This is a genomic window from Candidatus Binatia bacterium, assembly GCA_023150935.1.
Classification (GTDB): domain Bacteria; phylum Desulfobacterota; class Binatia; order HRBIN30; family HRBIN30; genus JAKLJW01.
The window spans coordinates 1-19,108 of record JAKLJW010000040.1 but is presented as its reverse complement, the minus strand read 5'-3'; the positions used below and the strand labels follow the sequence as shown (position 1 = coordinate 19,108).

The 19,108-nt window shown below is 67.8% G+C and carries 13 protein-coding genes and 1 tRNA gene; 4 read left to right on the top strand and 10 right to left on the bottom strand.

The window, feature by feature from the left end:
• Positions 1 to 48: 48 nt before the first annotated feature.
• From L6Q96_18700 to L6Q96_18685, 4 genes are all read right to left on the bottom strand, one after another.
• Positions 49 to 1,581, bottom strand: a complete 1,533-nt coding sequence (locus tag L6Q96_18700; GenBank protein MCK6556583.1) for a wax ester/triacylglycerol synthase family O-acyltransferase — start codon at positions 1,579 to 1,581, stop codon at positions 49 to 51.
• Positions 1,582 to 1,699: 118 nt separating this feature from the next.
• Positions 1,700 to 2,014 (bottom strand): STAS domain-containing protein, encoded by a 315-nt coding sequence (locus L6Q96_18695; protein ID MCK6556582.1) that lies wholly within the window; start codon positions 2,012 to 2,014, stop codon positions 1,700 to 1,702.
• Between the two features lie 23 nt (positions 2,015 to 2,037).
• Positions 2,038 to 4,680 (bottom strand): bifunctional acetaldehyde-CoA/alcohol dehydrogenase, encoded by a 2,643-nt coding sequence (adhE, locus tag L6Q96_18690; GenBank protein MCK6556581.1) that lies wholly within the window; start codon positions 4,678 to 4,680, stop codon positions 2,038 to 2,040.
• Positions 4,681 to 4,904: 224 nt separating this feature from the next.
• Complete coding sequence (locus L6Q96_18685; protein MCK6556580.1) at positions 4,905 to 5,162, bottom strand: hypothetical protein; 258 nt, start codon at positions 5,160 to 5,162, stop codon at positions 4,905 to 4,907.
• A 325-nt stretch (positions 5,163 to 5,487) separates the two neighbouring features.
• Between L6Q96_18685 and L6Q96_18680 the strand changes: the two genes are divergently transcribed.
• A complete protein-coding gene (locus L6Q96_18680) occupies positions 5,488 to 6,714 on the top strand; it encodes an acyl-CoA dehydrogenase family protein (GenBank protein ID MCK6556579.1) in 1,227 nt (408 codons plus the stop codon).
• A gap of 28 nt (positions 6,715 to 6,742) precedes the next feature.
• Here the strand turns inward: L6Q96_18680 and L6Q96_18675 are convergent, their stop codons facing one another.
• The 3 genes from L6Q96_18675 to L6Q96_18665 all read right to left on the bottom strand — a co-directional run bounded on the left by L6Q96_18675 (position 6,743) and on the right by L6Q96_18665 (position 11,207).
• Entirely contained in the window at positions 6,743 to 8,302 is a 1,560-nt protein-coding gene (locus tag L6Q96_18675) for an FGGY-family carbohydrate kinase (protein MCK6556578.1), read from the bottom strand.
• A 56-nt stretch (positions 8,303 to 8,358) separates the two neighbouring features.
• Positions 8,359 to 9,582 (bottom strand): saccharopine dehydrogenase NADP-binding domain-containing protein, encoded by a 1,224-nt coding sequence (locus L6Q96_18670; GenBank protein ID MCK6556577.1) that lies wholly within the window; start codon positions 9,580 to 9,582, stop codon positions 8,359 to 8,361.
• A gap of 152 nt (positions 9,583 to 9,734) precedes the next feature.
• Positions 9,735 to 11,207, bottom strand: coding sequence for an FAD-binding oxidoreductase (locus tag L6Q96_18665; GenBank protein MCK6556576.1), 1,473 nt, complete (start codon positions 11,205 to 11,207; stop codon positions 9,735 to 9,737).
• 444 nt (positions 11,208 to 11,651) lie between these two features.
• On the opposite strand from L6Q96_18665, the gene L6Q96_18660 reads away from it, so the two are divergent.
• Positions 11,652 to 11,723: transfer RNA gene (locus L6Q96_18660), tRNA-Gly, on the top strand.
• A gap of 109 nt (positions 11,724 to 11,832) precedes the next feature.
• On the opposite strand, the gene L6Q96_18655 is transcribed toward L6Q96_18660, so the two are convergent.
• From L6Q96_18655 to L6Q96_18645, 3 genes are read right to left on the bottom strand one after another with little or no spacing between them, the layout of a single operon-like run.
• A complete protein-coding gene (locus tag L6Q96_18655) occupies positions 11,833 to 12,882 on the bottom strand; it encodes an ABC transporter permease (protein ID MCK6556575.1) in 1,050 nt (349 codons plus the stop codon).
• Between the two features lie 16 nt (positions 12,883 to 12,898).
• Entirely contained in the window at positions 12,899 to 14,455 is a 1,557-nt protein-coding gene (locus L6Q96_18650; protein ID MCK6556574.1) for an ABC transporter ATP-binding protein, read from the bottom strand.
• 13 nt (positions 14,456 to 14,468) lie between these two features.
• Positions 14,469 to 15,464: a BMP family protein gene (locus L6Q96_18645; protein MCK6556573.1), complete on the bottom strand. Its 996-nt coding sequence runs from the start codon at positions 15,462 to 15,464 to the stop codon at positions 14,469 to 14,471.
• Between the two features lie 198 nt (positions 15,465 to 15,662).
• Here L6Q96_18645 and L6Q96_18640 point away from each other — a divergent pair, with 198 nt between their 5' ends.
• Both L6Q96_18640 and L6Q96_18635 read left to right on the top strand, forming a co-directional pair.
• The gene (locus tag L6Q96_18640; GenBank protein MCK6556572.1) at positions 15,663 to 17,696 is read left to right on the top strand and encodes a molybdopterin-dependent oxidoreductase; all 2,034 of its coding nucleotides are present in this window, start codon (positions 15,663 to 15,665) and stop codon (positions 17,694 to 17,696) included.
• A gap of 39 nt (positions 17,697 to 17,735) precedes the next feature.
• Positions 17,736 to 18,938, top strand: a complete 1,203-nt coding sequence (locus L6Q96_18635; GenBank protein ID MCK6556571.1) for an NnrS family protein — start codon at positions 17,736 to 17,738, stop codon at positions 18,936 to 18,938.
• Positions 18,939 to 19,108: the final 170 nt, after the last annotated feature.

Sequence of the window (19,108 nt, the reverse complement as noted above, 5' to 3'; positions counted from 1 at the left end):
GCTACCTGCCGGTGCACGAAGATACGGATCGAGGGATCGGGTCAGTAGTTACGCCGTCGCCCTGGCGGTGCCGCGGCGCTCCCGAGATCGGCGCGGCGGCCGCGGCGACCCACGCTTCTGCGGCCGGCCCGGCGGCGGCAGCTCCACCGCCGCCGTCTTCTGCGGTTGCGCCTCCGTCGTGGCCGGGTTGAGCAGCTCGGCGAATGACGCCTCGATAGCGGCGACGAAATCGTGCAGGTCGGGAATCAGATCCCAGTCGGCGTTAAAACCCCAGAATAGCTTGCCGGCATTGCTGAACAGCGCGATGCCGAGGATCATGTTCATACCCAACGGCACCATGGGATAGACTTCCAGCATCCGGGCACCGAGCAGGTAGAGCGGTTGTGGCGGACCCGGCACGTTCGTACACACCATGTTTACCGGGTGTGTTTGCGAGGCGAGCCGCGCGCCGAGCGCCAGCACCGTCGCCCCGGTCCATTCGACAACTTCCATCACCAGCTCCGCCCCGCGCGCCTGGCCCGACTTCTTCAAGGCGCTCGTGGTGGCAACGATCGTCGCGTAGCGTTTCTCGGTATCGCGTTCGGCGATCGGCAACGGCACTGTCCACCCGGCCACGCGGTTGCCGAGCTTGCCGCGTTCGTCGTCGGCGCGCGTACTGACGGGGCAGAACACCTTGAAGGCCAGCTCGCTCACGTCGATCGTGCGTTGTTCCAGAAACCCGCGCACCGCTCCCGCCACGGTGGCGAGCACGACGTCGTTAACGGCGCCGCCAAGACGCTGGCGGATGCGCTTGATGTCCGCAAAGCTCACACTCGTCCAGTCGAAACGCCGGTGCGGACCCAACGGCTGATTGAAGGGCGAGTCGGAAGCCGCCGCCATGCTGTTGCGGATCGTTTCGCCGAGCGCCGCCATGCCGTCGCTGACCTCGCCGACCACCGTCAGGGGCTCGCGCAGCAGGCGACCCAGCACCCGGGCGGGCATCTGGACGCGCTCGACGATTTCGTTGCGCAGCAGGGTGACCCCGCTCGGCAGCGGGCGCGGCACCCACTTCACCGGCTCCTCGTTCGGGGTCGCGGGTGTCGGATCGAGCAGCACGGCGAGCAGATCGGACCCCGAGACGCCGTCGATCATGCAGTGGTGGGTCTTGCTGATCATGGCGAGGCGGTCGCCCTCGATACCTTCGACAATCCACGTCTCCCACAGCGGCTTGCCGCGATCGAGGCGCTGCTCCATGACCCGGGCCGCCATGCGTTTGAGCTGCCGTATGTCGCCCGGTTTCGGGAGGGCCGTGTGCCGGACGTGGTACGCGAGGTTGAAGCGCTCGTCGTCGACCCACACCGGACGCGACTCGATCGGAATGTAGGCGAGGCGCTGGCGGTAACGCGGGATCTTGTGCAACCGCGCGGCGATGTGCTGCACGATGCGGTCGATGTCGATCCCGCCGTCGCGGCGCCGCAACGGCCCGGCGTCGAACAGGGCGATCGACGCCACGTGCATCGGCGTGTTGGGGTCCGTGTCTTCGTAGACGAGGAACGAGTTATCGAGCGCGGTAAACCGGTCGTAGTTGTAGTGCTTGCTCATTTGTCGATCCCCGGGGAGGCAATGTCGACCGTCGGTTGCCGGACGAAACGGGCCGGACAAACCGTCGCTGACAGTTCGTGCGGACGATAACTAATCCGTGCTCCGTGTTGCATGGTCACTATCCGCCCTGCCGGTCGGTTCCGTGGTGCACGCGCCGGAAGCGCGCCGCGAGCCGGGCGACCTGTAACACCTTGTACACCGGCGCCGGCACGCGGTCGAGCCACAGCTCGCGGCCTGCGGCGTCGGCGGCGTCGGCGGCCGCCTGCAAAGCTCCGAGCGCCGCGGGCCCGGTGTAACTCGTCTGCGCCATATCGACGACCAGCGGGCCTACGACCGGCTCCCGCAAGGCCGTGTGCAGCCGCTGCAGCCATGCCTCCGGCGCCGCCGGGTCGAACTCTATCCGCCTCGTCGCCTTATCGCTCCCCTGTGTCATCCCACGTCCCCGCCGGTGCGGGCTCACCCCTGCCGCCCCGCGTACGCCGTCCGCAGCAACGCGTCGAGTTCGTGGATCAACGGCATGCGCGGATTCGAGCGGATGCTGATGTCGTCGTAGGCCGCACGGATGATGTCGGGTAGAGCGCGCTCGAATTCCTCCGGCGCAATGCTCAGGTCCCGAATGCAGGTCGGCACGCGACAGGCGCCCATCAGATCGAAGATCTTCTCGACCAGAATGTCGACCTTCTCCGCCACCGTGCCGCCGCCCCAACTCATGGTGTCGGTGAACTGCGCGTACTTCTTGTGGGCGACGTAGGCCTTGACGTTCGGGAACGGCATGAACTTCGACGGCACCGCGGCGTTGTAACGGATAACGTACGGCAGCAGGACGGCGTTGGCGCGCCCGTGCGGCACTTTGAACATCGAACCCAGACTGTGCGCCAGCGCGTGGTTCACTCCGACGAAGGCATTGGCAAAGGCGAGCCCGGCCATGCAGGCGGCGTTGTGCATCCGGGCGCGGGCCTCCATGTTCGTCCCGTCGCGCACCGCCTGCGGCAGGTACTCGAAGACGATGCGGGCCGCCTGGAAAGCCAGAGCGTCGGTGTACTCCGAGGCAAACACCGAAACCGCCGCCTCGAGCGCGTGCGTCAGCGCGTCCATGCCGGTGTCGGCGGTCACGCTCGGCGGCAGGCCCCGAACGAGATCGGGATCGAGAATCGCGATGTCCGGGATCAGGCTGTGATCGTACAACGGCACCTTGCGGCCGATTTCCTTGTCGGTGATCACGGCAAACGGCGTCACCTCCGAGCCCGTTCCGCTCGTGGTCGGGACGGCGACGAGTTTCAGGCCGCTCGACGCCGTCCTCGGGTACTGGATGACCCGCTTGCGCGGGTCGAGGTAGGTCGTCTCGAGGCTGTGGAAGTCGAGGTCGGGATGCTCGTAGAACAAGCGCATCGCCTTGGCCGCATCGAGCACCGAGCCGCCGCCGACGGCGAGCAGATGGTCCGGACGATGGTGGCGGATCGCCTCGACGCCGCGGACGACAACCCGGTAGGTCGGCTCGATCTCGACGTCGTTGAAGACGTGGCAGGGTACGCCGGCTGGCAGGTAGGCACGGACCCGATCGACGAGGCCGAGCTGGTCGAGATCCTGGCTGGTGACGATGAGCACGTTGCCGGCGTCGAGGTCGCGCAGGTTTTCCAGCGAGTGCAGGTTGTAGAAGATCTGGTTCGGCACCCGCAGCCACTGGTGCGCCGGGGTGCGCTTGGCCATCTGCTTGATGTTGAGGTAGTTGCGCACGCTGACGTTTTCGATCGTGCTGTTACCGCCGCCGCTGCCGCAGCCGAAGGAAAAGGTCGGGCGCAGATCGTTGTAGACCCCGCCGAGCGCCCCGACTGACGATGGCGAGTTGACGATGATGCGTCCGGCGTTCAACGCCTGGCCGTAGCGGTCGATCACCCCTTGCTCCTCGCAGAAGATCGACGCCGTGTGCCCGACGCCGCCGAAATAGAGAACGTCCATCGCCGCGTTGATGGCCTCGTCTTCGCCGTCGACGGGGAGAATGCCCAGCACGGGGAACAGCTTCTCGCACGACAGCGGATGATGCCGGCCGACGCCCTGCAGGGGCGCGAGCAGGAGCTTGGTGTCCGGCTTCACCGCAAGGCCGATGGTCTGCGCGATGCGCACCGCGCTCTGGCCGACAGCCTCCGGGCGCATGTGCCCGCCGGCGGCGTCGACCACGCTCTGCTCGAGCAGCGCCACCTCGTCGGCGGTGCAAACGTGCGCGCCAAGCTCGGCAAAGAGCTGGACGACGCGATCGTGGACGACCCGGTCGACGAGCACCGTCTGCTCGGAGGCGCAGATGGTGCCGTTGTCGAAAGTCTTCGAGGTCAGGATGTCGACCACTGCCATATTGAGATCGGCCGAGCGGTGGACATAACAGGGCACATTCCCGGCCCCGACCCCCAGCGCCGGCTTGCCCGAGCTGTAGGCGGCGCGAACCACGCCGGGGCCGCCGGTGGCGTCGATGAGCTGCACCCCCGGATGCCGCATCAGGTATTGCGTGTCCGGCAGCGCAATGTCGTCGACCCAGCCGACGAACCCTTCCGGCGCGCCGGCCTCCAGCGCCGCCTCGTACATGATGCGGGCCGCCGCGTTCGAGCACCGGTTGGCCAACGGGTGGGGACAGAAGATCACCGTGTTCCGCGTCTTGGCCATCATCAGGGCCTTGAAGATCACCGTCGACGTCGGATTGGTAATCGGCGTCACGCCCAGGACGACCCCGATCGGCTCGGCTACCTCCTTGAGGTTGCGCTCCGGGTAGTCGGCGATGATCCCGACGGTCTTCTCGTCCTTGATCGAATGGTAGACGAACTCCGTCGCCACCATGTTCTTGATCGTCTTGTCTTCGAGCACGCCGAGCTTGGTTTCGGTGACCGCCGCCAGGGCCAGCTCCTGTGCCTTTTCGAGACCCCGGATCACCATCGTCCGAACGATCCGATCGACCTGCTGCTGGTCGAACTGATGGAAGGCGGCGGCGGCCATTTGCGCCTGGGCCACGAGCCCGTCAAGGACGGCCGCCCGCTCGGGCGTGAGATCGCGCCGCTTCCCCTCGATTGCCGCTATCTGGGGGGCCGATTGAACCGGGGCTGACGCGTTACGCATGGAGAATCTCCTTCAGACACAGGGCAGCAACACCGGCGAGTCACCGGCGCTCGGCGCACATCTCCGATTTCGTTGCTGCCGGAAAACTACGAGCAATTCGGGTGCCTCGATAACGGCCCCATGGGCACAGCTCAATCCGTCTCTACTGCGCAGCCACTTCGCAGAACTGGCAATGCCGCACCATACACCAACAGCAGCCCGCCGGCGGCGTTACTCGTCGTTCGTCAGGCATCGTCGCGGATCGCCTCCCACCACTGGCACCACCAGTTCTCGCCGACAAGGATGCGGATCTTGGGGTGCCAGCAGTAGGTCAGGTCGGCGTCGGTATCGAGGTAGTACAGGCAATTCCGGCAGTGCTCCTCGCCGTTGGGCTTGCCGCGCAGGATGGCATCCTCGGCCAGGTGGCGGAGTTCCATCGCCAGCTTTTCGTCGATTGGTTTGGGTTCGGGCTTCGGGACATCCGGATCGGGCAATTCGGCCATACGCTCGTGCTCCCCGTTGGTCAACGGTGCGTGTTCGCGCACCGGCAGTCGGCCATCGAATCATCGGTACCACAGCCCGCGTACCGACTGAACCCGGCCCCCTTGCGGTCTCAGCGCTTTGGCAAAGCGCTGACGGAGCCTCGATACGCCGCCAGAAGAAGGCGGCTACTCGGCCCGAACGGATTCCAGGTTCCGTAATGCCTGAAGAACCGTTTGCCCCTCGGTGAACGACTTTGCCGTGGGCCCCCTTGCGGTCTCGACTCTCGACGGCGCACAGTCGACTCGTCTACTCTCTCCCGACACCCGCCACCGAAAGGACCGCCCGATGGCCATCGACTTCAGTTTCCCTCCGGAAATCGACGCACTGCGTCTCAAGGTCCGGCGTTTCATCGCCGAGGTCGTCCGGCCAGCCGAAGTCCGCGTCGCCGAGCGGCCCGGCGATCGTCGTTTCCTAATTCAGTCGATCATCGAGATGCGGGTCGCCGCCAGGGACTGGGGTCTCTGGCTACCGCACATGCCGGCGGAGTACGGGGGCATGGGCCTTGGCCACGTCGCCATGGCCGCCGTCTCGGCCGAAGCCGCCAAGTCGGCCTTCGGGCCCTACGCCCTCAACGCCCAGGCTCCCGACGAGGGCAACATGCACACCCTCCTCCACTGGGCCACCCCGGCGCAGCGCGAGAAGTACCTGCGGCCGCTTTGCGACGGCGTCGCGCGTTCGTGCTTCGCGATGACCGAGCCCGAAGTGGCAGGGTCGGACCCGACCCTCATTCAGACCCGCGCCGTCGAAGACGGGGACGACTGGGTTATCGATGGGCACAAGTGGTTCATTTCCGGCGCCAGCGGCGCCGGATTCGCCATTCTCGTCGCCCGGACCGAGGACCGGCCGGAGATTCCGCAGGCAGCCAACACGGCGTTTATCGTCGACCTACCGGCCAGGGGATGGAACGTCGTGCGCAACATCTCCACCATGAGCGGCACGCACAACCACGCGGAGATTCGCATCGAGAAGCTGCGGGTGCCGCGCGCCAACATGCTCGGTGGGCGGGGTCAGGGCCACTTGCTGGGACAGGCCCGGCTCGGCCCGGCTCGGTTGGCGCACTGCATGCGTTGGATCGGTCAGGCCGAGGTCGCACTCGACATGATGGTCGACCGCGCCCTGAACCGCTTTGCGCACGGTTCGTTGCTGGCCGACAAGCAGGGCATCCAGTGGATGATCGCCGACTCGGCCATGGAGCTGTACCAGGGCAAGCTGATGGTGCTGCACGCCGCCTACAAGATCGACCGCGGCGAGGACTTCCGCAGCGAGGTGTCGATGGCCAAGCACTTCGTCGCCAATATGCTGAACCGGGTCGTCGACCGCGCCATTCAGGTACACGGTGCTCTCGGTTATTCCACCGACACGCCGCTGGCGACCATGGCGCAACATGCGCGCTGGGCGCGCTTCGCCGACGGTGCCGACGAGGTTCACCAGTGGCGCATCGCGCAGCGCACCATCGACGCCTACAAGCGCGACGGCAGCGTCAGGAAAGCCATCGGCGATCTGCCGTTGTGAGCTGCCACCGCTCCGCTCTTCGCGGGCGTCACCCGCCCTTCGGTGGCGGGCCATCGGGAAGGCCGCCTTCGGCTTGCCCTCCGCCGATGACTCGCCCGGCGCGCGACAGCGCCGGGTACACTTCGCGTAAAGTTCGAACCAACCGATCGTAGACCGGGGCATGGGTCCGCTCGGGCTCGAACGTCCGCTCCGTCGCCACTACCGCCGCAATGGCCGCAATGCTCGGGAGCGCGCCGACGGCAACGGCGCCGACCAGCGCGCATCCGATGGCGCCGGCGCAGTCGGCGTGCGCCACGCGCGTAACCGGCCGCCCGGTGACGTCGGCGACGATCTGCAGCCACACCTCGCTGCGGGTGCCGCCGCCGATGGCGCGTAACTGCGCGCACGGCACGCCGGCTCGCGCCGCCGCGTCCAGTAACCAGCGCAGATTCAGCGCCACCCCCTCGTACACGGCGCGCGCCAGATGCGGGCGCCGGTGCTGCAAGTCGAGATTGACGAAGGCGCCGCGAACCTCGGTGTCACCCACCGGGGAACGCTCGCCGAACAGCCACGGTGCGAACAGCAGGCCGCGCGCGCCGGCGGGCGCCCCGGCGGCGAGCGCGTCGATCTGCCTGTACGTGCCGGGTAGCCCCGCCGGCAGACCAAGGCAGTCGGCCAACCAGTCGACACAGGCGCCGGCGGTCTCCGACTCGCCGATCATGATGAACATGCCGGGTACCGCCGACGGCACGGAGACGATCCCGTGGCGTCCGCTATCGCGCGGACGAGCGAGGCTGACGCACAACCAGCTCGACGTACCGAGGTAGACGTGCGCCGTACCGGCGGCGAGCGTGCCGGCGCCGACGGCCGCGCTCGGGATGTCGGCGAGACCGGCGGCGACCGGTACCCCGGCGGGCAGACCGAGATCGCCCGCGGCGGTCGCGGCGAGACCGCCGGCAACCGCCGCGCTCGGAAGCAGGGGCGGCATCTTGTCGAGTGGGAAACCGGCGATGCGCGCCAGCAGTGGCGACCAGCTTCGCCGGCGGCGGTCGAGCATCCCGGTCGCCGAGGCGCCCGTGTGATCGATGCACAGCTTGCCGGTGGCGCGGGCGACAAGGTACCCCGTAACATCGCAGAACGCGCGCGTACGCGCGTACACGTCGGGTTCGTGAACCCGCAACCAGGCGATCTTCGGAACGATGTCCTTGCCGGTGAGCACGGCGCCGGCCAACGTGCGCAGCACGCGCGGGCCGCCGAGGCGGCGCACCAGGCGTCTCGCCTCGCGGCCGGCGCGATTATCGAGCCAACTGATCGCCGGACGGGTCGGCTGCCCCGCGGCATCGACGGGAACCAGCCCGAGCATCTGTCCCGCGAAGCACACTGCCGCCACGTCGGCGGGCGCGACGCCGCTGTCGTGCAGCATCCGGCGCGTGCAGGCGACGACCGCCTGCCACCAATCGCCGGGGTTCTGTTCCGCCCAGTGCGGCGACGGATGCGACAGTGCGTACGCCGACGTAGCCGACGCCAGCAGCCGCCCGCCGGCATCGACGAGGACGCCCTTGGCGCCGCTGGTGCCGACGTCGAAGCCGAGGAACCAGGATGGTTTCACGGAACGACCTCTCCGCTTCCCGCCGCCGCGGTGGATATCCGCCCGGCAGGCCCCGGTTAGATCGGCAACGCCGATTCCTTCCGTGTCCCGTCGGGTCCGACGTGCACCAGTTTGATCGAATCGCCGCCCGAAGCCACGCCGAGCGTACGCAGCATCTCGCTGGCAAGACTCATTGCGGCCAGCGGGGGTACGGCGGCTTCCGGCGGGAACACGCCCCGGCGATCGATCTCGCCGCGGTGCAGCAGCACCGCCGCCACGGCGGCCGGAATGCCGGTGCCTTCGCCGGCCCCGGCCGAGCGCGACGACATCGAGAACACGTAGGTGTGCGCCGCGCCGTCCTTCTTGCCGTCGACCTGCACTTGCAGGCAGCCGGCCGGACCGACGATCTGCGCCTCCCGTAGCAACCGCGGCCGCTCCGCAATGATGTGCGCAACCGCGAACTCGATGGGCACCACGGGCTGGCCCTGGACGAGCAGCGGCTCGGTCGTGCACGTGCCGACCCGGACCATGTCCTGCGTCAGGTGGAAGTACGACAGCGGAAAGACGACGCCGAGGTTGGTGGCACGGCGCAGGGTCGGCAGGTACCGGGGCAGCGTGATCGTTTCGGGATGCGGGTACGGGTACACCGGATAACGGCCGACGTCCGGGAAGTCGACTTCACGCACGTAGGCCTGTCCGCTGGGTTCGAGCTGGCGGACGGTAATGAGCCTGCCGTCGATGAACAGCGGTACGTCGTTGAGCATCGCGTGTATGCGGTGCTTGATCACGGCGGCGCCCTCTTCGGGTTCGCCGCCGTGGATGTGCATGATGTCGGCGCCCTCGACCGTATCGAGCAGCGTATCGGCGCAGAAGCGGACCAGCAGGTTGGCAAGGCCCGGGGAGTTGCCCATCCCGACGAGTGCCGGCACGCCCGCATCGCGCGCCGCACCGTCCATGTCGAGCATCTTCACGGTTGGATCGAGGTCGTCGCAGACGTCGACGTATTTAACGTGCGCGTCGATGGCTGCCCGCAGCAAGGGTGGGCCGAAACGATAGAATGGCCCGATACAGTTGAGCACGACACTGGCGTCTTTGATGACCGCGTGCACGCTGGCCGGTTGCGCCGCATCGACCCCCACGCCAACGGCGCGACGGCCCGCCAGCTCGGCGGCAAACGCCTTTGCCGCCTCGGCACGCACGTCGGCGATGACGATCTCGTCGAAGTACGGTCCGCTCGCCAGCGCCCGCACGGCGAAGCGGCCGATACCGCCGCACCCTCCGAGTACCACTATACGTGTCATGTCCGGGTCCTTTCTCGAATCGGCATCTTGCCGGTGAGGATGAGCGGGCACACCGGCCCATCAATTTCGGTGACAGCAAACAACATGCGGGCCGGCGATCGTCGCATCGAGCGCACGTGTCGGAAGTCGCAACTCCACGAGTTCTCCGAGGCTTACCGGCGTGGCCATCCGGAGGCACCGAGCCCGAGCTTGCCCGGGTTGAGAATCCCGTGCGGATCGAGTGCTGACTTGAGGGCGGCGAGCACGGCCATGCCCGTTTCGCCCACTTCGCTCGCCATGAACCGCGCACGGTTCAAACCGATGCCGTGGTGATGGCTTATGGTGCCGCCGGCGGCAACGACTGCCTTCATCGCTGCCTCCCAGCAGGCGCTGTAGAAGTTGTCCTTGGCGTCGACGTTGTCGTCGGGCAGACCGGCGAAGGTGAAGTAGAGACAGGCGCCGGACAGGTAGGCGTGCGAGGCGTGGGCGGCGACCGCGAGGGTGCCGCCCACGCCGGCGACCGCGGCGGAGACGGCGCGGTAAACGCCGGTCAGCTTCGACCACGGCGCGGCGACTTCGATGGTGTCGACCACGAGGCCGCGCCGGATGGCGACTTCGAGACCGGAGACGTCGTTGCGTTTATCGAGCCAGTAGTCGACAAGCGCCGACTCTTCGGACCGGGCGCGATCGCCGACGGTGTGCACCGTCTCGTCCAGAATGGCGATCTCCCGCTCGACCAGATCGCGTTCCCCTTCGCTGAGCGCGAAGAGCACGCTGCGCCCGGCCTCCACACCGATCTTCGCGAAGTGCAGCTCGGCGTCGCGGGCATCGTAGCCGCGCAGCACGGCCGGGGCGGCTTCGCGGCGCAAAACGAGGCGTTGGACTTCGATCACGTCATCGAAGGACGAGAACGTGTAGGCGGCGCGGGCCGAGTGGGCGGGGCGAGGCCAGAGCTGGAGCCAGGCGGAGGTGATGACGCCGAGGGTGCCTTCGGCACCGATGAACAACCGTTGCAGGTCGGGACCGGTGGCTGCCGCGGGTTGCGGATTGGTACGCAGCAGCGAGCCGTCCGGCAGGGCAACTTCAAGCCCGCGGACCATGTCTTCGATCTTGCCGTAGCGATTGGAGTACTGACCGGCGCCACGGCAGGCGATCCAGCCGCCGACGGTGCTGATCTCGAACGACTGCGGGAAGTGGCCGGCGGTGAGGCCGTGCGCTTCGAGGGCTTTCTCGAGGACAGGACCGTAGACGCCGGCGTCGACGTGGACGACGAGGTCGTGCGCGTTGACGTCGTGGATGCGATCGAGCCCCTGCAGGTCGAGGCTGATACCTCCGGCGATGGGCAGCGACCCGCCGCATACTCCGGAGCGACCGGCGAACGGCGTGACGGGGATGCGCGCGTCGCTGGCAATGGCGAGGACACGGGCGACTTCACCGGCGTTTCGAGGCCGCACGACCAGTGCGGGACGGGACGGTTGGACGCCGTGGTGAACCCAGACCAGGGTAATGGGCCAGAAGTCGCGGCCGGCGTCGGCGAGGGCACCTTCGTCGGTCACCACGTGCGTCGCGCCGACGACATCAGCAAGCGCCGAAACCACCCCCTCGGGCACAGTGGTAACCGGATGATCGGCAATGCGAACGCTCATACATCCTCCCGGGGCGGCGATTGCGCGCCCCCTTTAGCCAGCGAGCTCTTCCAGATACCACGCCGCCCCGACCAGAACGCAATAGGCGAGTCCACGCAGACGATACGTCGATGAGTCCACGGACCACGCACTTCGGGCTCGGGACTTATGCTGCGCCGGTCAGGTTTGTTGAAGGGGGTGCCGGCCACGCCCCGTTGATGTGACAACGGGGCGTGGCGGCTGTATCGCGGCGAAGGGGGGGTACGCCGCGAACTGATAATGTCGTCGATCAGTGCTGTTGCTGACATCTATTTACCATTGTTCCGGCAACAATCCAGCCCCTTCATTACAAAAAGTGGGTACCCCGGGGAAAAAAGATGTCGTCCTTGGCCGGGGCGGGGGTAACGTTGACAGGCAGGGCGGCTTTCCTCTAATGGTCGGGGACGCCGCTCCATGCGCGCGTATGCGGGCGTAATTCAGCGGTAGAATGCCAGCTTCCCAAGCTGGACGTCGCCGGTTCGACCCCGGTCGCCCGCTTTCTTCTGCCACCCCGCAAGGGCCGATGTCCGACGGGTACCGGTCCTTGCGGGACCGCTGGCATTGGCGCCGGCCACCTCCACCGCGTAGCCCCTTCCGGGCACCTCACTCACCGCTTTCGTTCGAACGCCACCAGGAAGAAGATCACGGCGCCCTGAATCACCGACACGAGCACCGACGATACGCCGGCGACCCGCTGCATGGCCCCCGAACCGGCATCCAACGCGCCGAAGAATAACGCCGCCACCACCACCCCCGCCGGGGAAAGCCGGCCGAGCAAACCCACCGCAATGCCCGTAAATCCCCAGCCCGGCGAGAACCGCTCGTACAGACGGCGCGTCACAGCACTGACCTCGATCGCCCCTGCGAGCGCCGCCAGGGCACCGCTCAGCAACAGCGCCAGCAAGATGCGCCTTTCGACAGGTATGCCCGCCAAACGCGCCGCGGCGGCGTTTAACCCCGCGGCGCGCATCTCGTATCCCGCCCGCGTCCGATACAGCAGCACCGAAACCCCGCCGGCCAGCAGCCCCGCAATCGCCAGCCCGAGATGAACCCGATACGGCGGCACAAACCGCGGCATCCACAGCGAGTCGACAACCGCGTCGGTTTGCGGATATCGGCCGCCGGCCTCCATCAGTGGACCCTGGACCAGGTAACTGACCAGAAAGAGCGCGATGAAATTCAACATGATGGTGCTGATCACCTCGTTGACGTTGCGCCGCAGGCGGAGCAGTCCGGCCAGCCCCGCCCACAGCGCCCCGGCCGCCCCGGCCCCGAGTAACGCCATCGGCAGCCCCGCCGCGGCCGGCACCCCGCCCAGTCGCGCCCCGAGCGCCGCCATCGCCAGCGCACCGATCAGCAACTGCCCCTCGGCCCCGATGTTCCAGACCCCGGCCTGAAAGGCGACGGTAACGGCGAGACCCGTAAGCAGCAGAGGACACGCCTTCACCAGGACTTCCGACAGGCTGTCGAGGCTGCCGAACGCTCCGCCGATCAACGCCGCGAACGCCGCCACCGGATCGCCGCCGGCGAGCAAGACCACCACGCCGCTCGCCAGGAGCGCAACCGCCACGGCCATCAGCGATGGCAGCAGCGTGGCCAACAGCGCCCGGGCCCGCCGCCCCACCCCATCGCCCGCCCGTTCAGCCCTCGCACCCATTCCGCTCCCGATCCCCTTAAGCCCTCGCGCCCCCGGGTCCCTCAATCCCGCGATCCCCCGCGCCCCCCATCAACATGCCCAGTCTCTCCGCATCGATCGGGGGTTCCAGGGCGGCGCTCAAGCGACCCCCGGCGAGCACGTGGACACGGTGGCTCAGCTCGAGGACTTCGTCGATGTCGGTCGAGATCAGCACCACCGCGCATCCCTGCCGCGCTGCGGCCGTGAGCGCGTCGGCCACCGCCGCGGTGGCAACCACGTCGAGCCCACGCGTCGGGTTTACGGTCACCAGCACCGCGGGCCCCCGCGCCAGCTCGCGTCCGACGACGATTCGTTGCTGGTTCCCACCCGACAACGATCGCACCGGGGCCTCCAGACCGGCACAGCTCACGGCGAAGCGCGCGACCAGGTCCGCGGCGAACCCGCGTGCCTCCTGTCGCCGCAGGAAGCCGCGCTGCGAGAAGCGACTCAACAAGGCCGCATTCAGCAGGTAGTTCTCGGCCACCGACATCGCCAGCACCAGACCCTCGCGATGGCGATCGGGGGGGATGGCGCCGATTCCCGCCTGCACCGCGGCCGCCGGCCCGTCACCGGCCAATAGCCGGCCGTCGACACGCACCTCGCCGGCCGTCGGGCCGCGCGCGGCAGTGAGCACCTCGAACAGCTCGCGCTGTCCGTTGCCGTCCACCCCGGCGATGCCGAGGATCTCGCCGGCGCGAACCTCCATGCAGACATCGCGCAAGCCCACGCCGCCGTTGGCAGCCTCGGTCGTCACCCCGGCGACCCGCAGCGCGATCGCCGCACCGGCGGGCACTTCCGCGCGCGGCGCGCTCGCCGGCAGGAGCGCACCGACCATTAGCTCCGCCATTTCCCGCTCGTCGAGGTCCGCCGCCGCCGCGGTGGCGACGACGCGCCCGCGTCGCATCACGCTGACCCGATCGGCGATTTCCTTAACCTCGCGCAGTTTGTGGGTGATGAAAATGACCACCCGTCCTTCGGCCCGCAGCCGCCGCAGCATCTCGAACAACTGCCGGACCTCCTGCGGCGTCAGTACCGCCGTCGGTTCATCGAGGATGGTCACGAGCGGATTCCCCGCCAGCGCCTTGATGATCTCGAGGCGTTGCCGCGCACCGACGGGCAGCTCGTCGACGCGCCGCTCGGGCGCACCGAGATCGAGGCCAATGCGCGCCGCCAGGGTCTGCGCCTCTTCCGCCGCCGCGCGACGATCGAACCGCCACCCGGTCTGGCCGGGCAGGCTGAGCGCCAGGTTCTCGATGACCGTCAATGCTCCTACGAGCGTGAAGTGCTGGTAGACCATGCCTATGCCCGCCTGGCGTGCGTCGCGTGGCGAGCGGAAGGCGACCGGACGCCCATTCAGGATGACAGCCCCCCGGTCCGGCGCCAGCGCCCCGGCGAGCACGCGCATCAACGTCGACTTGCCGGCGCCGTTTTCTCCGAGGACGGCATGGACCTCCCCCGCCGCGAAGGCGAGGTTTACCCCGGCCAGCGCATCGACGGCGCCGAAGCGTTTCCACACCTCGCGCACCGCCAGCGGTGGCGCGTCGGGCTCGGTCATCTTCGCGGCCGCTTCAGAATTCGACGCTCGGGACGCTGACCGTACCGGCCACAATGCCTGCCTGCGTCTGCGCCACGCGCTCCTTCAAGGCCGCCGGGATGCGGCCCTCGAGCTGTGGATTGAGGATGAGCGACACGACACCCTCTTTCATGCCCATTCGTTCGATCTTTGCCTCGAAACCACCGTCCTTGACTTCCCGGGCGATGCGCAGAAACGCCTGTGGGATGTCGATCGCAGCACTGGCGAGAATCACGTCCGGGGCGACATCGTTCTGATTGCGATTGGCGCCAAAAGCCAGCACCTGCCCCCTCTGCGCGGCCTGGAATACTCCCAGCCCCGCCGCATCGGCGTTATGAAACAGGAAGTCGGCTCCCTGTCGTACGAGCGCCAACGCCGCTTCCTTGGCGGCGCCGACGTCTTCCCAGTTCCCGACGTACGAAACCGCCACGGCGAAGTCCGGCTTCACCGCCCTCGCCCCGGCCTCGAACGCCATGATCGTGCTCTTCACCGGGGGCATTTCGATGCCGCCAATCGCACCCGCTTTGCCGCTCCTCGACATTCCAGCCGCCAGCATGCCTTCGAGGTAGGTGGCTTCTTCCAGCATGAACCGCAGCGGCGCGACGTTCGGCCGCACCGTGTTGCCGGAGGTGGTAATGAACACCGTCTTCGGGAAATCCGCCGCCACGGCCGCCGCCGCATCCTGGAACTCGAACCCGTGTCCGAAGATGAGCTGAAAGCCGCGCCGCGCAAAGTCGCGAAAGCCCTCTTCGAACTCCGCTGGGGTGCGGGTTTGCACCTGTGCCACCTCGGCGCCGAGTTGATCGCGGATGCGCAGGAGACCTTCGTAGGCAAGGGCGTTCCAGCCCGCGTCGCTCACCGGTCCCGGACTGAGCAACGCCACCTTGAAGGGCGCCGCGGCCGCAGCGTCGTTGCCGGAGGCAGCGGGTTCGGACCGGCAGGCGAAGGCGAACGCCAGCAGTACGGCGAACAGGCCGGAGCGGCGAGGCATGTTCGGCTTATACGGGGCAGGCGGTACCGTCGCAAGGCGAGGTCGCAACCGGCGCGGTCGCAGCCATACTCCGCGCCTGCGGACGGGGTCGAGGCGAGCTCGACCGACACCGGCGACGGCAAGGAACTCCGGGTCACCTCAACAATCGTCGAAGCGACAGGTTCGGCAAGTTCGCCCGGCGTGTGTAATAAGGAGCCCATGGTGCAGACAAACGCAGTAGAGCCACCGGGGCGGGACGGCACCTACCCGTCGGTTTGCCCCCTCGATTGCCCCGACACGTGCAGCCTGACAGTGACCGTGGCCGGCGGGCGGGTAGTGCGCGTCGACGGTTCGCGCCTCAATCCGCTTACCGACGGATTCATCTGCGCCAAGGTGCGCCGCTACCCGGAGCGCGTGTACTCGCCGCTGCGGGTCCTCTACCCGCAACGCCGCGTTGGCGCGAAAGGCGAGGGCCGCTTCGAGCGTATCTCCTGGGAGGAGGCCGTGGCGACGATCGTGGCGCGCTTCCGGGAGATCATTGCCGGCGACGGCCCGGAGGCCATCCTGCCGTACCATTACGGCGGTTCGGCCGGCGTCTTCGGCGAAGGCGCGGTCGACGCGCAGTTCTTCAATCGACTGGGTGCTACCGAGCTCCTCAAGACGCTCTGCGCGGCGCCGACCGGTGCGGTGTACTCGGCGATGTTCGACGGCATGGGCGGGGTGCCCCCCGAGGACTACCGGTTGGCGCGTGCGATTGTGCTCTGGGGCGTGAACCCCTCCGTCACCAGCATTCATCTGGTACCGCCCATTCAGCACGCGCAGCGCGCCGGCGCGTTTCTCGCGGTGATCGATCCGCGCCGCACACCGCTGGCGCGCCGGGCCAACGTCCACCTGCAACCGCGGCCCGGTACGGATGTGGTGCTTGCCCTTGCAATGATTCACGAGCTGATGCGGACCGGCCGTGTCGATACGACCTTTGTCACGGCCCACGTCGCGGGGTTCGACACGCTGGCGGCGGCCGCCGGCGAGTGGCCGATCGAGCGCGCCGCCGCGGTCTGCGACGTGCCGGCGGGCGACATCCGCCGGGTGATCGATGCCTACGCGCAGGCGTCGCCGGCCGTGATCCGTTGCGGGTGGGGAATCGAGCGCAACCGCAACGGCGGCAATTCGGTGCGCGCCATCCTCGCCCTGCCCGCGGTAGCCGGCAAATTCGGCGTGCGGGGCGGCGGCATGACCATGAGCCTCGGGCGCGTGGCGTCGATCAACAAGGAAGCCATCCAGCGACCCGACCTGCGGCTGCGGCCGGCACGGCAGGTCAATATGACCCAGCTCGGCCGGGCGCTGACGGAGCCCATGACGCCGCCCATCCGGGCGCTGTTCGTTTACAACGCCAACCCGGTCGCCGTGACCCCCGACCAGAACCGTATCCTGCGAGGCCTTGCCAGGGAGGATCTATTTACGGTCGTACACGAACAGGTCCTCACCGATACGGCGCGCTTTGCCGACATACTGTTGCCGGCGACGACGTTCCTCGAGCAGGCCGAACTGCACAAGTCTTACGGCCACTATGCGATCCAGTATGCCGAGCCGGCGATCGCTCCGCGGGGTGAGGCGAAGAGCAATTACGAACTGTTCGGCATGCTCGCCGCTGCCTTCGGGTTCGACGATGTGGCACGCGCCGCCAACCCGGCGGCGTTGCTCGACGCGGCGTTGAGCGGTGCGGCCGTGCGCCTCGGCGGCGTCGATAGCGAGCGCATGCGCGCCGAGCGCGTCGCCCACGTACACTTCGCCGACACTACCACGCTGGTGCAGTTTGGAACCGACTTCCCGAGAACGGCGAGCGGCAAGATCGAGATCTGCCCGCCCGAGTTGGGGCCGATCGGTTTCCAGCCGCCGCCGGCCTCCGGGGCGTTGACCATGATCAGTCCGGCGACGAGCAAGTCGATCAACTCGATCCTTGCCGAGGTGACCCGGCCGGCCGTCGAGTTGACCATGCATCGGACCGACGCGAGCGCCCGCGGCATCGCCGACGGCGACATGGTCCGGGTCTACAACGAGTTGGGCGAAATCGAGCTGCCCGCCCGGGTCGGCGATGCCGTTCGTCCCGGTGTGGTGGCGATGCCGAAGGGAGCCTGGCAGTCGAGCACACGCAACGGCGCGACATCGACGGCGGTGATGCCGGATCATCTGTCCGACATCGGTGGCGGGGCATGTTTCAACGATGTGCGAGTCGATGTAGAGAAGGTGGCATGAAGGTGTGCGTTTCGCCGAGGCGACGATAGGTAGCCGGGCATGTCTCTCCCGCTTGCGGATGCGCCGCCGGTTGGGCGGCACGTGTGGCCGGTGGTCCTCGGAAAGGGTTTCCGTCCGTTCTTCATTCTGGCGGCGGGATGGGCGGCCGTGGCGATGCCGGTGTGGCTGGGGGTGCTCGAAGGGCACCTCTCGCCCGGCAGTTACCTAGGCGGCCCGTTCTGGCACGCGCACGAAATGCTGTTCGGCTTCACGCTGGCGGTGGTCGCCGGGTTCCTGCTGACCGCCATTGCCAACTGGACACAACGGGAGACCGTCGTGGGGTGGCCGCTGGGCGGATTGGCCCTCCTGTGGCTGATCGGGCGGGCGGCGATGCTGATGGCGGACCGCCTGCCCGTGCCCGTGCCGGCGCTTTGCGACCTCGCGTTCCTCCCCGCCCTTGCGTTCGCCTGCGGCCGGCCGATCCTGGCTACGGAGAACCGTCGCAATTACCAGTTCGTCGCCATGCTTACGGCGTTATTCGTCGCGAATCTCGCCATGCACCTGGGTGCATTGGACATCGCACCGGGATGGATTCGACAGGGCGGCTGGGTGGCGGCCGACCTGTACATGGTGATGATCATCGTGATGACCGGGCGCATCGTACCGATGTTCACGCGCAACGCGACGCGGGCCGAGGGCATCGCCAACATCGCGTTGTTCGATCGGGCTGCGGTCGGCGGCATGGTCGGCGTACTCGTTCTGGATACGGTGGGAGGACCGGAGGGCATGGTTGCCCCGCTGGCGGGGTTGACTGCGGTTGCGGTCGTCGGTCGCATGTGGCGCTGGGGCACGCGGCACACGCTTCGTCATCCGCTGCTCTGGATTCTGCATGCGGGGCACTTCTGGGTGGCGGTCGGTCTCGGTTTGCGCGCGTTGGCGCTCGGTGTGCCTGCGGTCGGCGGCACTTTGGCTCTACACGCGCTGACCGCCGGTGCGATCGGGGCACTGACGCTGGGGATGATGACCAGGGTTACGATCGGGCACACGGGCCGGTTGCTGGTGGTGGAGCCGATCGTCGCGGTCGGTTTCGGGCTGATGATTCTGGCGGCGGTGGTACGGGTGTTCGGACCGCTGTTGGGTTTGGGTGCGTACTTGCCGTCGATGATCCTGTCGGGGCTGTTGTTCGCCGGGGCGTTCGCGATCTACCTGGTGACGTACGTGCCGCTCCTGGTGACGCCGCGCCCGGACGGCCGCCCCGGCTGATTTACGATTTCCGAGTTTGCGCGCACGGCGCGAAGAACTTTCCAGATGATCGAGGAGCGGTGCGCCACCGTTCGTGCCGAGTAGTGCCGTTTTTTCAGGCGCGTATCGAGGCACGTCTGATGTGACCCCGCGATACGGCCCCTGAACAAACGGGTCCTACTCGGGGCGAA